The organism is Citrobacter sp. wls619 (genome assembly GCF_005281345.1).
Taxonomy (GTDB): domain Bacteria; phylum Pseudomonadota; class Gammaproteobacteria; order Enterobacterales; family Enterobacteriaceae; genus Citrobacter.
Genome location: NZ_SZXJ01000095.1, coordinates 205,122 through 217,158, shown reverse-complemented (window position 1 = coordinate 217,158; position 12,037 = coordinate 205,122). Strand labels below are relative to the sequence as shown.

The following is a 12,037-nucleotide window of genomic DNA, read 5'->3' as shown; positions in this document are numbered from 1 at the left end:
TTAGCGTGAGCATAGGCAAGAGGTATTTTTCTGGCGTTTTTATTTTTATAAAACCGTGCTCCCGGTAATGGTTTGCTGTTTTTAATCTGTTCTTAATAAGCATCATGGCAACGTTGGTTGATGGAGCGAATCATCGATTGTTTGGCTGAATTCAAATGGTTACAAAGCGCCAGGGTGGCATCCAGGTCACTGCGGCAAATCAGCGCGCTGAGGATGGTCATATGTTCATCGATGGCAATGATGTTGCGTTGCTTGAGGTCGCTTTCATCCCACTGATAGTGGAAGTGGAAAATCACAGAAATAATCTCAAGTGATTGATTAAAAAATATATTATCGGCTGCGGAAAGCAGTAAAGCATGAAATTCTCGGTCCAGCTGCGAGAACATGCGAAAGCTACTGCCGATGCTGTCACGCAGTATCCGGTGGCGCTCCAGCAGCGTTTTGGCCTGCAGCCAGCGCGGATCATCGTCAGGCAGGTTGAGGAAATGCTGCAGAGAGTGAGTCTCCAGCATTTCTCTCAGTTCGAACAACTGCTCGGCGTAGGCCTGATCGAACTGCTTCATGCTCCACTGACCGCGTTTTTCGTTTTTTATCAGGTTGTAACGTTCGAATTTTAAAAGATATTCCCGTACTACTACCGGGCTGACGCCCGCAGCTCTGGCCAGTTGCAGCTCAGAGAAACTCTCGCCTGCACGCAGTTGGCGCTGGTTAATCATGGTGAAAAAGGCCTGCTCAAAAATTCGATTTTGCTCAGCCATGGATGCCGTGGTACACGAAAAACCGTCATCATGGTCGGGCTTACGGACGATAACGTAGTGACTACCGACCTGCGTCAGTACGCCGCACTCGCCTAGATGGCTCAGCATGTGGCGCACGGTGGTCCGGCTGATGTTGTACATCTCCGCCAGCGCGCTTTGTGACGGCAACGGGGAAGGGATATGGCCACGCGCCATATCATCGATTATCTGGTTAATCACATTGTGGCGTAGGTTCTGTGAACGGCTCATTACGTCTCCTTTTTATCCATTAAAACCCGATTTAAAACATTTTTATGCGTTGGAATTCACAGATTGTGTTTCTGTTTTCTCCGGCATTTTTAAATTCGTCGATATCTGAGGCAACAAAAAAACAGGAGAGCAGAATCATGTCTACGATGAATACGCTGATTTGCCAGGAACCCAAAAAATTAGTCTGGAGAGAGCGTGAAATACCTATTCCGGGGGGTAACGAAGCACTAATTAAAATTAAATCTGTGGGGATTTGTGGCACTGATATTCATGCCTGGGGCGGGAATCAACCTTTTTTCAGCTATCCACGTGTATTAGGCCATGAAATATGTGGGGAGATTGTTCGGCTGGGTAAAAATATACAAAATATGAAAACTGGTCAGCAGGTTGCGGTTATTCCTTACGTGGCGTGTCAGCAATGTCCGGCGTGCCTGAGTGGGCGCACTAATTGCTGTGAAAAGATCTCGGTGATTGGCGTGCATCAGGATGGTGGTTTCAGCGAATACCTGTCTGTACCGGTGAGCAACCTGCTGGATGCGCAAGGGATAGACCCGCATGCCGCGGCATTGATCGAACCTTATGCCATCAGCGCCCATGCGGTGCGTCGGGCGGCGGTGGTACCTGGCGAGCATGTTCTCGTTGTCGGTGCCGGCCCGATTGGCCTCGGTGCCGCGGCGATAGCCAAAGCGGACGGTGCACAGGTGGTTGTCGCGGATACCAGCCCGGCACGCAGAGAGCATGTGGTTTCCCGATTAGGGCTCCCGGTTATCGATCCGTCCGCTGACGATTTTGATTCGCAACTGCGTGACCAGTTTGGCGGTTCGCTGGCGCAAAAAGTCATTGATGCCACGGGGAATCAGCACGCGATGAACAACACGGTGAATTTGATCCGCCACGGCGGCAGCATCGTTTTTGTCGGGCTGTTCAAAGGTGATTTACAGTTCTCCGATCCTGAGTTCCACAAGAAAGAGACCACCATGATGGGCAGCCGTAACGCCACGCCGGAAGATTTTGCCAAAGTGGGGCGTCTGATGTCGGAAGGCAAACTGACGGCTGACATGATGCTGACGCATCGCTATGCGTTTGACACATTGGCAGAGATCTATGAACGGGATGTGATCAACAACCGTGAGCTGATCAAAGGGGTGATTACGTTCTGAGACAGTTGCCATGCAGCGCCCGGAGTCGTGTTGGGCGCTGTTTTTTTTACTGGCACATTATTGGGGTTATCCGGATGGTTAACTCTGTATATCAACCACTTTGATTTCAACCATCCCGATCCCCAGCTTACGCGGCGAGTGGCCGAGAATATTGCCCTCGTTGGTAGCAACGGGATCGGGTGGGATTATCACCAGCGTGTCGGCGGATGTCGGGTTATCAAAATGCAAGGTGGTGGTGCTGACTTCCTGACTTAAGACCAGCGTTTGTTCCTGGTTGCCGACGCGTACGGGAATAGGGCGATTGGCGTTATCGCCATAGGCTTTCGCGGTGATAACCAGATCGAATTTCTTCGGCAACGGAGCCTTGTATTCGATTTTCACCTCTTCGCTCAGCTGGGCGTTAGACCAGCGCCCCCAGGATTCAGGGCGTGAAATTCCGCTAAACTGTTTCACTTCTTCCGGCGCGCCCGCTACGTTGAAAATGAAGCTGTCAGCTTTGTAGCGAATATCGTTATCGACAATTTTTAGCGTATCGACGTTACCTTTATAGCGTTCGATGTCGATGACCGTATCTTTAAACGTCGTCTTCCCTTTCCAGTTGGCTTTATCGACATGCTGCACGATCTGCTGCCCGCCCAGTTGCCCCTGTGATACGCACCAGTCGGTAGAGAGTGCCAGTTCCGGTGCCCACAGCTGCGCCATTTTGTAACAGCGGTCTATCCAGACAAAGTTGTCGCGCGGGGCGAAATCAGCCAGCTGGAAGCGCAGCGGGGCTGAATATTCACTTTCCGGCAGCGGTTCGACGCGTTGATCCGAGACCCGGAGCAGCAGCGGCAGACGGAAATGACTCCCGGAGAAAGCGATCATCTCTTTGTCCCGATCGATGGTGAATGCTTTCATCTCTTTCGGGAAATTCCACAAACGGATGATGTTGGGCTTCCACGCCAGCATTTTCTCTTTGATGTTCAGGAACACTTCCGATACGGATTCGCTGGATAAGCTACTGCGTCCAAGGCCGATAAAATTATCGCCGCCCAGAATATCCAGTACGGTAGCACCGTTATCCATGGTATTCCGCTTCACCGCCAGCGTCTCCTGCTGGGGTTGATCGCCACGTAGCACGAAGAACAGGTTGTTACGATCCTGCTTGTTCAGGTACTTCCATGCGGTGTTATTCATCGCCAGATGATCGGAAGACACCACGATAACGGTATCTTTAAACCACGGTGACGCTTTGATCTTATTAATAAACGTGGCAATGTTTTCCTGACTGCAACTGACGGCGCTAAATGACTGATTGGCTTTGCCATCGATGTCATAGCGTTTACGGTTGCAGGTGCGGGAAATAAACCCATCCGGGTGATGCGTGTCTACCGTCAGGGTAAACAGTGAAAAACGCTGCCCTGAGCGTGACAGCTCTTCGAATTTTTTCCATGCTTCATCCAGTACGGTGTCATCATAAAAGCCCCAGTCGTTACGATACGCAGGATCTGCAACGACGCCCTTTAACTCTTCAGCGCCGTACAGGTGATCAAAACCGTGGGATTTCAGGAACACGTCTTTCCCGGCAAAGCGCAGATTTGCGCCCTGCACAAAATAGTTCTGATAACCGGAGTTCTTCAGGATATCGCCCAGACAGATGTTGTTGGGGAAGAAACTGGAAACCGATGCCGAGGCGTTGCCTTCAAATGGTGCAAACAGCGGAATGCCACACTGTGAGGCGACCATGCCGGCGATGGTGTAATCGGTACCCGGCAGCTGCATGGTGTTGCTGAAATCCAGGCCTTCGTTTTTCAACGCGCCGAGTTCCGGGGTCAGATCCGGGAAGGCGTCATCGTTAAAATAAGTACGCTCCAGACTTTCGCCGTAGATATAAACCAGATTCAGCTTCGGATTGGGGATCGTTTTTGATGGCTCTTTGTAATAGGCCGCAAAATCGGGATCGCCATCGCGTGACTGGGATTTGACCAGTTCAGTTATTTGGTGGAACGCCGGGCTGGCATCAACAGAAGCCAGCGCCAGCAGCAGGGCCAGCAGACTGTAACCGACATGATGTGGATGATGGCGACGGCGACGCAGTATCCAGCCCAGCGTGACAAAAACGGTGGTCAGCGCCAGGGCGATCCCAACGCCCGGCAGGATATATTTTCCAATACCCGCGCCAGTCAGGCTGTTGGTCAGGGTGTACAGGACCGCATCGTTGATGCCGTCACCCGTGAAATAGTCACTGGCATACAGCGTGATGTTTAAGACAATAAAGATCCCCAGCACCGTTAACGTGGCGGCGAACCACCAGGTGTTGCGACCCGCTTTCCAGGCATAAATCAGTACCGAAGCGAGAAACAGAGTGATGGAGAGCAATTCTGACAACGGTCTATCCTCAGTAACACCGGGCAATTGCCTGGCAGGCTAATCATTTTTTTGAGAGTACAATGTAATAGCGTTGTTATATTGCTGCAATTGTAGTGACATTAAATGAGATTGTTATTCAGAATTGGTTTAGATATGCGGGTGTTTGCGGGCAATCACTCCTCATTTGATAGATAAATATCATCGGGGGATTGTTTGCTGCCGCGCCGATGGTGAAATGGCCGGGCGCGGCATTTGTTGTATCAGGAAATGAAGTTCATACCCTGTTTTAATACCAGATCGCAGGCCTTGGTTTTGACCTGCTTCGCCAGCGAGCTGTTGCCAATCGTGTTCAGGTCCAACTGTTGACCATCTTTGGCGTTGAGCAGACCCTGAATTCCGTCCATATAGTTGGTATCTTGTTTCTGTTCTGGCGCGCTGAGCCCCAGTTTATCCAGCACCTGGTTTTTGACGTTTTGCGCGTCAGTGACCGAGGCCAGTTTCTGCTTCGCGCAATATTCCAGGATCCCGGCGGCGTTATTCATGCTGTTGGAGGTCAACGACTGATTGCTGCCATTTAGCAGGCTGGTCAGGGAAGAGAGCGACGAGCTGCCCTGCGAGCCGGAGCTTTGTTTGCTCAGCTCACTGGCCGCGCTGGAGAGCGAATCTTGCCAGGAGGCGGCGAAAACGCTGGTGGAGATGAGCGTGCTGGCGGCAAGCGCGCAGCACAGCAGACGTTGGGGTGTTTTCATCATTATGTGTAACTCGTGTTATGCATTTTCAGCGCAGTATAGCGCTGGCTGTCTTAAGAGTGTTCCTAATGCTTAATACTCTTTACCGGTCACCCGACTGCGGTAGCTTTCCCAGTTAAAGATCACCCACAGGCTATTGCCCAACCGCATACGGTCCATCACCCGCTCGCCGAGCAGTTTGTTCATTTCATCCATATTGCTGTTGGTTAACATGCCGGTTGGGCGTTTAGACGACGAACGGCGATCGACAATCTGGTTGATGATCACTTTCTCGTAGCGGGATTCGGTCTGCATGCCGATCTCGTCGATCACCAGCAGATCCACATTGCTGAGATCGTTGAGCAGCTGTTCTTCACTGGTCTCACGATTGCTGAAGGTCTCTTTCATCGCCGACATGATATCGGCGACGGTAATAATCAATACCGACTTGCCGCGCAGCAGCAGTTCGTTGCAGATGGCGGCGGCAAGATGGTTTTTACCCGTGCCGGGTTTGCCAGAGAAGATAAAACTGGCGATGTTGCCGTCAAACTCTTCAACGTATTGGCGGGCTTTGCTCAGGGCATTCATCTGACCTTCGCACTCGACGTGATAGTTCTCGAACGAGCAGTTCTGGTGTAGTGGACGGATACCGGAACGGTTGAAGGTCCTTTGCATTTTCATGGCACGGTTTTCACGTGCCAATGCAGCGGCACGAATTTCACCTTGCTCCTTTTGCCAGGCCAGTAGCTCCTCGCCTGTTTTGAAGGCTGGTTCAACATTGGGTGGCATCATTTTTTGCAAACGTTTCATCAGGTCGCCAACATTTTTCATCGTTATCCCCTAAAACCTGGTGGAATATGGCTGTCAGGTTCGCTGACACTGTTCACATCGCGCTTCGGCATTCCGCCATTGCTGGCCCGGCCTATTTGGATACTGCGCGCCAGTTTTTGCTGCCACTGGATATGGTGAAAGACTTTGCCTTCGGCTTGCCAGTAGGCAACAAATGAGGCCAGTTCTTCGGCGGTGACCGGCTCTCTTAATGCCACGCCCCATAACGCCGCCTGACGCTGGAAGTCAGCATCTGGCTGCCAGTCGGCGTACATCGCAAATTTCCCCATTGGCACGGCAACCGGTGCCGCTTGCGGCTCTTCATAGAATTGGGCATCTAAGGTTACATCGCTTCCCGGGCGTGACAGCTTCTCTTCAAGCGCCAGTAACGCTGCCAGCCGTGCTGGGGTTACGGCGTAAAAAGCAGGCGCATTATTGGCAAAAACAGCCACAGCGCCAGCCGCCGACTTCGCCAACACCGCGTTGTGATCGTGTAATAAGGCGTCAATACTGATGACGTCCGGAGTCAAAATTTTGCAGGACATAATGTTTCTCAATACTGAACAACAACCGAGAAGGGACTGCTTTTATAGTAACACAGAGAAAGAGGAGAGCAGCAGATGAGGGAAGGTTCCCCCATCTGCGAAGGGGTAAACAGGTTCACTCGTTACACGCGCGGGCGTTTGCGATACAGCCATAGCCCTGGCACGGAAAGCCCAATTGAGAGTGCGCCCACAATCGATGATGCTTTCAGGAAGTTGGTCAGCAGGGTAATCATCAGCGCTTCGCTATAGCCGAAATGACCGATCTTTACGGCGGATATCATGGCGGTGTAGGCGGAGATCCCAGGGAACATAGGGATCACTGCCGCAACGGTGAAGACTTTCGGATGCGCCAGATACCAGCGTGACCACTGGATCCCAATGCAGCCTACCAGTAGCGAGGCCATAAAGGTCGACCATTCGATGTTGAATCCAGCGGTCATCATCACCATTCGGGAACCGTGTCCCAGGGCGCCTAACAACGCACACCAGGGAAGCGCCCGATGTGGCACATTAAAGACCATGGCAAATCCTAATGCCGGAATGGCAGAAAGGATCATGTCCTGTATGAGTGCAAAAATAAAATCGATTACGCCCATCCGCGAAGCCCCCATAAGGTCATCGACATCACCACGCCAATGCAGGTTGCCAGCGTAAGCAGACTGGCAATCGCCCAGCGAGCGAGGCCGGTGTTAATGTGCCCTTTAAACATGTCCGCAACCGAATTGATCAACGGAAAACCGGGAACCAGTAACAGCACGCTGGCGGCCATGGCTACGGTAGGGGTGTGATTAAACGTCGGGAGCGTAAGCAGCAGGCCGGAGATGGTGGTTGCCACAAAAGCGGTGATACAAAAGTTGATTTGTGGATGCAAATGCCGGGAAGCCAGGATCTGGCGAATGTACATGGCGATCATGCTGGCGAAGAAGGTGATCATCGCGCCATCCCAACCGCCGTTATTGAGCTTACAAAAGCAGGCGCAGGACAATCCGACCATGACAGCAACCAGCCATCTGGGATAGCGCAGCGGTTTGATTTGGTTAAACCGTTTCTCTACCCCTTTTTCATCCAGCAGATTATGCTCTGCCAAAATAACGATGTGTTGCACTTCCGTCACTACGTGCATGTTGATGCCACGATCCTGATTTTTTCGGGTCGATGTCAGGCATTGTCCGTCTTTGATCGTCGTCAGCACGATGGCATTCGATGATATGGCACTTTCTACACTGTCCATCCCCAGCGCCAGACCCAGGCGGGTGGAAAGTTCATCGACCAACGCGCTTTCTGCGCCATGTTGCAGTAAAAAAAGCCCGCATTGTATACATAACCGTGTAACCGTTCTTTGTGACGACTGCTCTGTTTGCATAGCTCGCTCTGACTAAAAGATGCTCTCTTAATGAAGAATATCTTCTTTTTATCATGAAGCGTGAGTCCGTTGGCTCTGGATAAGATCAATCTTTGTGTTGAAAAAAGAAACAGGCTACTTGGTGGTTGCAGGAAATCGTATCGTGGGACCCACGCTTGAACCCGGACTAAATTTTTCGAGATGAGCAGTAATTACGTAAGGAATGCTAATAATTTAATGTAGTTATTTTAATTGTACAATGAATGTACATGTGCGTGATTATGGCATGATGAATTTATAGTGTGATGCTATTGGGAACGTAGCATCGCCATTTTCTATTTATAATAAGGATAAATAATTCATCCTGTCTATTGTTTAACGCATGTCTATTAATTATTTATTTGATTGAAGGTGATACTTGCGTGCGCAAGATTGAGGACATGTGAATATGGAGGAGTTATGTTGCCAGGACGCTGCAAGAACGCAATTATTATTAGTAAATTACCTATCATACAAACTGGGCTTAAAGGGGTAATGCAAGCGCATTTCTCCGATTACAAACTGACCTACTGCCGCGCCGTAGAAGAACTGACATTGCTGCAACTGCGACGTTCAGATCTGGTTATCGCTGATTTAACCGGAGACTGTAGTCATCCGCGCACGATCTGCGAGCAATATTATTCTTTGTTACCTCAATACCGCGATATTCACTGGGTCTTTCTCGTTTCTCGAAATTATTATCCTGTGGCCGTTGAGCTGCTGATGTGTCCAATCAGTTCGCTGTTATCTGATGCCGAACCAATTGATAGTTTAGTAAATGCTATTGATGCAGGGAATGTTTATGCCGACAGAATTAGCCCGGTATTGCTCTCTCCGGTAATAACACCAGAAAGGCAGGATCATAGCGTACACTCAATTATTCTGACGCTATCTGAACGGAAAGTACTACGGCTTCTGGGAAAGGGCTGGGGGATTAATCAGATTGCCACATTACTTAAAAAAAGTAATAAGACCATCAGCGCACAGAAAAATAGTGCGATGCGTCGTCTGTCAATACACAGCAATGCGGAGATGTATGCCTGGATAAATAGTTCTCAAGGAGCACGAGAATTGAATCTACCTTCAGTTTATGGAGAGACCACGGAATGGAAGACAGAAGTATCAAAAGAAATGTCGCACTGGTAGAAAAGTGCGTAATGAGCAGCGTGGGTATTTATAATTTATTTAATGCCAGACCGAACAACCAATACCAACTTTATCCCTTTTCACAACTGCCAGACTTCAGCCAGGCGATGTCACAGACGTCCTTTTCCGCGGTTATTTTTTCACTTTCCGCGAAAAGAACCGATCGCCGCACTGGACTGGCTTACCTGACGGAGCTGGCGGTGAAACACCCTCGCATCAAGCGGGTGGTCATTGCCGATGATGATGACGAGGCGCGGCTAATTGGCTCGCTGTCACCGTTACCACTGGATGCCGTGATTAGTAAAGCATCCACGCTGAATGTGTTACAGGAAGAATTATTTGCAGCGCTGGATTGTGTCAGAGGGGAAACAGAAGACACGAAGAAACTCTGGTATATCAATCAATGCCGTATGCTTAGCCCAACCGAGCGCGAAATTCTGCGCTATATGTCGAATGGTTATTCGATGCTGCAGATTGCGATTGAGCTTGAGCGAAACATTAAAACGATTCGCGCGCATAAATTTAATGTGATGTCCAAACTGGGTGTTAGTTCGGATGCCGGATTACTGGATGCTGCCGATATCCTGTTGCATGTACGCTCTGCAGAACCGTCATCTTTTCGTCGTACTGCTCCGGTATTGCATGCTTGAGAAGATGCGTATCGGCGTAGTCATTGGCATGGAAAGATAAATCGATTACTGGCACACATCAACCCAGGTTGCCGCAGTCAGTTCTGCTATTCTCTCTGGCGCAATGCGAACCGCGCTGTGAGTGGCTCCAGCCGCAGGGAGCACTTCAGTATAGTGTTTCAACGAGACATCACAGTACACCGATATGGGTGTTTCCAGCCCGAAAGGACATACGCCTCCTACGGGATGACCTGTTGCGTTGACCACTTCATCACTACTCAGCATGCGCGCCTTGGCGCCAAACGTATTTTTCAGTTTTTTATTATCGAGACGAGCATCTCCTCTGGCGACGACCAGGATAATGTCGTTTCTCACCTTGAGTGACAGCGTTTTTGCTATCTGCCCGGGTTCGACGTTATGGGCCCTGGCTGCCAGATCGACGGTGGCGGTGCTTTGATCTAATTCGATGATTTCAATATCTGGCGCATGTTGCGCAAAAAACTGCCGTACGGATTGTAAACTCATTCTTCTCTCCCTCTCGCTTATCCGCAGTCCTGCACAGCAGAAAACCGCCTGGCGTAATTTGTCATAGGGGCAGCGTTACTGTAAATATTTTATTGTAACAACACAGCAACATTGGCAGTTTTTCGATCACCTTCACAATCAAAGAAACCGGTTACAGTAACCGGTTGCAGAATGTTGAAATGGCGATTAATACTGAAGCTGTCACTTCCTCTGTATCACATAATAAGAGCCATCTATGAAACTTAACTTTAATAGCGGTAGCGCTGGCGTTCCTCCCGGCACGGTTGCGAAAAGGGGTAACGGGCCTTACGTGGTGGTGTTGATACCAGCACTTTTACAGGGCTTCGCACAACAGGAGAGCGGCCATGTCTACTAACCATGCTGTGTTTAATGTGATTTTCCGCTTTGTTGAAAACTACGTTAGTCCTGTCGCCGGGCGCATTTCTTCACAACGCCATGTGATGGCAATACGTGATGGTTTCATTTCGGCAATGCCGTTTATGATTGTAGGATCTTTTCTGCTGGTTTTTGCCTATCCTCCTTTTTCGCCGGATACCACCTGGGGATTTGCCCGCGCATGGCTGGATCTGGCAAAACAATTTGAAGGCCAGATACTCACGCCGTTTGATATGACGATGGGGATCATGTCGGTCTATATATGTGCCGCCATTGCTTATAACCTGGGTAAACACTATGTGAAGTCGCATCAGCTGGATCCATTTATGTGCGCGATGCTGTCCATCATGGCGTTTTTGCTGATTGCCGCACCGAAAACCAAGGGTACGATGCCGGTTGATAGCCTGGGAGGGACGGGGATTTTCACCGCGATCCTCGTGGCAATTTATTGCGTTGAAATGATGCGCTTCCTGAAGGCGCACAACATCGGGATCCGCTTGCCCGATCAAGTGCCGCCGATGATCAAAAACTCATTTGATCTCCTGATCCCAGTACTGGTTGTGGTGCTGACGCTGTACCCGCTGAGCCTGGCGATACAGTCGCAGTTTGATATGCTGATCCCTCAGGCCATTATGGCCATCTTTAAACCGCTGGTGTCTGCTGCCGATTCTCTTCCGGCGATATTGCTGGCGGTATTGATAGGCCACTTGCTGTGGTTTGCTGGGATTCACGGGGCGGCGATTGTGTCCGGGATGCTGCAAATGTTCTGGCTCACCAATCTTGGGATGAACCAGTCGGCGCTGGCGCAGGGCGCGCCCTTACCGCATATCTTTATGGAAGCGTTCTGGACGTTCTTCATCGTCGTGGGGGGATCGGGGGCGACGATGGGGCTGGTGATTTGCTATCTGCGCAGCCGTTCGGCCCATCTACGCTCGATTGGACGCCTCAGCGTCGTCCCAAGCATTTTTAATATCAATGAACCGGTGATTTTCGGCACGCCGATAGTAATGAATCCGGTGTTCTTTATTCCATTTCTGCTTGCGCCGATGGTGAATGCCGTACTGGCCTGGGCGGCGATGAAGCTGGATTTGATTGGTCGCGTAATTTCTGTAGTTCCCTGGACCGCCCCGGCCCCGGTGGGGGCGGCATGGGCATTAGGCTGGGATTATCGTGCGGCGATCCTGGTGATCGTGTTGGCGCTGGTTTCTGCCATCATCTACTTCCCATTCTTTAAGGTCTATGAGAAGCAACTGTTGGCGCAGGAAAAAGAAGAAGCTCAGCGGATAGAAGAGGAAAATCAGCAGGTAGCGTAATCGTGCAGGCGAGGGGCTGTGGCTCCT

At 50.4% G+C, this 12,037-nt stretch carries 13 protein-coding genes; 5 read left to right on the top strand and 8 right to left on the bottom strand.

All coding sequences use genetic code 11. From position 1 onward, the window contains the following. Positions 1-92: 92 nt before the first annotated feature. A complete protein-coding gene (locus FDX19_RS18365) occupies positions 93-1,007 on the bottom strand; it encodes a GntR family transcriptional regulator (RefSeq protein ID WP_137383825.1) in 915 nt (304 codons plus the stop codon). A 137-nt stretch (positions 1,008-1,144) separates the two neighbouring features. On the opposite strand from FDX19_RS18365, the gene FDX19_RS18360 reads away from it, so the two are divergent. Continuing rightward, positions 1,145-2,167 carry a zinc-binding alcohol dehydrogenase family protein gene (locus FDX19_RS18360; RefSeq protein WP_137383824.1) on the top strand — a complete coding sequence of 341 codons (1,023 nt, stop codon included), beginning with the start codon at positions 1,145-1,147 and terminating at the stop codon, positions 2,165-2,167. Between the two features lie 78 nt (positions 2,168-2,245). On the opposite strand, the gene opgB is transcribed toward FDX19_RS18360, so the two are convergent. The 6 genes from opgB to FDX19_RS18330 all read right to left on the bottom strand — a co-directional run bounded on the left by opgB (position 2,246) and on the right by FDX19_RS18330 (position 7,983). Then, on the bottom strand, positions 2,246-4,537 hold the full coding sequence (gene opgB / locus FDX19_RS18355; protein WP_137383823.1) for a phosphatidylglycerol--membrane-oligosaccharide glycerophosphotransferase: 2,292 nt from the start codon (positions 4,535-4,537) through the stop codon (positions 2,246-2,248). A gap of 242 nt (positions 4,538-4,779) precedes the next feature. Next, positions 4,780-5,271, bottom strand: coding sequence for a DUF2501 domain-containing protein (locus FDX19_RS18350; RefSeq protein WP_137383822.1), 492 nt, complete (start codon positions 5,269-5,271; stop codon positions 4,780-4,782). 69 nt (positions 5,272-5,340) lie between these two features. Next, positions 5,341-6,078: a DNA replication protein DnaC gene (dnaC, locus tag FDX19_RS18345; protein WP_137383821.1), complete on the bottom strand. Its 738-nt coding sequence runs from the start codon at positions 6,076-6,078 to the stop codon at positions 5,341-5,343. Between the two features lie 2 nt (positions 6,079-6,080). Further along, a complete protein-coding gene (dnaT, locus tag FDX19_RS18340; RefSeq protein WP_137383820.1) occupies positions 6,081-6,620 on the bottom strand; it encodes a primosomal protein DnaT in 540 nt (179 codons plus the stop codon). A 122-nt stretch (positions 6,621-6,742) separates the two neighbouring features. Then, complete coding sequence (locus FDX19_RS18335; protein ID WP_137383819.1) at positions 6,743-7,216, bottom strand: threonine/serine exporter; 474 nt, start codon at positions 7,214-7,216, stop codon at positions 6,743-6,745. After that, on the bottom strand, positions 7,207-7,983 hold the full coding sequence (locus tag FDX19_RS18330; RefSeq protein WP_137383818.1) for a threonine/serine exporter ThrE family protein: 777 nt from the start codon (positions 7,981-7,983) through the stop codon (positions 7,207-7,209). Before FDX19_RS18330 ends, FDX19_RS18335 begins: the two co-directional genes overlap by 10 nt. Before the next feature lie 438 nt (positions 7,984-8,421). Here FDX19_RS18330 and FDX19_RS18325 point away from each other — a divergent pair, with 438 nt between their 5' ends. Both FDX19_RS18325 and bglJ read left to right on the top strand, forming a co-directional pair. Beyond that, positions 8,422-9,147 carry a response regulator transcription factor gene (locus FDX19_RS18325; protein ID WP_137383817.1) on the top strand — a complete coding sequence of 242 codons (726 nt, stop codon included), beginning with the start codon at positions 8,422-8,424 and terminating at the stop codon, positions 9,145-9,147. Continuing rightward, positions 9,108-9,797 (top strand): DNA-binding transcriptional activator BglJ, encoded by a 690-nt coding sequence (bglJ, locus tag FDX19_RS18320; RefSeq protein ID WP_137383816.1) that lies wholly within the window; start codon positions 9,108-9,110, stop codon positions 9,795-9,797. The genes FDX19_RS18325 and bglJ overlap by 40 nt, the downstream gene beginning before the upstream one ends. Before the next feature lie 45 nt (positions 9,798-9,842). Here the strand turns inward: bglJ and FDX19_RS18315 are convergent, their stop codons facing one another. Beyond that, positions 9,843-10,301, bottom strand: coding sequence for a YbaK/EbsC family protein (locus FDX19_RS18315; protein WP_137383815.1), 459 nt, complete (start codon positions 10,299-10,301; stop codon positions 9,843-9,845). A 235-nt stretch (positions 10,302-10,536) separates the two neighbouring features. Between FDX19_RS18315 and FDX19_RS25165 the strand changes: the two genes are divergently transcribed. Both FDX19_RS25165 and FDX19_RS18310 read left to right on the top strand, forming a co-directional pair. Continuing rightward, a complete protein-coding gene (locus FDX19_RS25165) occupies positions 10,537-10,677 on the top strand; it encodes a hypothetical protein (protein ID WP_170974399.1) in 141 nt (46 codons plus the stop codon). Continuing rightward, positions 10,667-12,010 (top strand): PTS sugar transporter subunit IIC, encoded by a 1,344-nt coding sequence (locus tag FDX19_RS18310; protein WP_137383814.1) that lies wholly within the window; start codon positions 10,667-10,669, stop codon positions 12,008-12,010. Before FDX19_RS25165 ends, FDX19_RS18310 begins: the two co-directional genes overlap by 11 nt. Positions 12,011-12,037 lie beyond the last annotated feature (27 nt).

Bases quoted from the DNA above. Each gene is read 5' to 3' on its own strand.
- FDX19_RS18365 (WP_137383825.1), bottom strand. From the start codon at position 1,007: ATGAGCCGTTCACAGAACCTACGCCACAATGTGATTAACCAGATAATC.
- FDX19_RS18360 (WP_137383824.1), top strand. From the start codon at position 1,145: ATGTCTACGATGAATACGCTGATTTGCCAGGAACCCAAAAAATTAGTC.
- FDX19_RS18350 (WP_137383822.1), bottom strand. From the start codon at position 5,271: ATGATGAAAACACCCCAACGTCTGCTGTGCTGCGCGCTTGCCGCCAGC.
- dnaC (WP_137383821.1), bottom strand. From the start codon at position 6,078: ATGAAAAATGTTGGCGACCTGATGAAACGTTTGCAAAAAATGATGCCA.
- dnaT (WP_137383820.1), bottom strand. From the start codon at position 6,620: ATGTCCTGCAAAATTTTGACTCCGGACGTCATCAGTATTGACGCCTTA.
- FDX19_RS18335 (WP_137383819.1), bottom strand. From the start codon at position 7,216: ATGGGCGTAATCGATTTTATTTTTGCACTCATACAGGACATGATCCTT.
- FDX19_RS18330 (WP_137383818.1), bottom strand. From the start codon at position 7,983: ATGCAAACAGAGCAGTCGTCACAAAGAACGGTTACACGGTTATGTATA.
- FDX19_RS18325 (WP_137383817.1), top strand. From the start codon at position 8,422: ATGTTGCCAGGACGCTGCAAGAACGCAATTATTATTAGTAAATTACCT.
- bglJ (WP_137383816.1), top strand. From the start codon at position 9,108: ATGGAAGACAGAAGTATCAAAAGAAATGTCGCACTGGTAGAAAAGTGC.
- FDX19_RS18315 (WP_137383815.1), bottom strand. From the start codon at position 10,301: ATGAGTTTACAATCCGTACGGCAGTTTTTTGCGCAACATGCGCCAGAT.
- FDX19_RS25165 (WP_170974399.1), top strand. From the start codon at position 10,537: ATGAAACTTAACTTTAATAGCGGTAGCGCTGGCGTTCCTCCCGGCACG.
- FDX19_RS18310 (WP_137383814.1), top strand. From the start codon at position 10,667: ATGTCTACTAACCATGCTGTGTTTAATGTGATTTTCCGCTTTGTTGAA.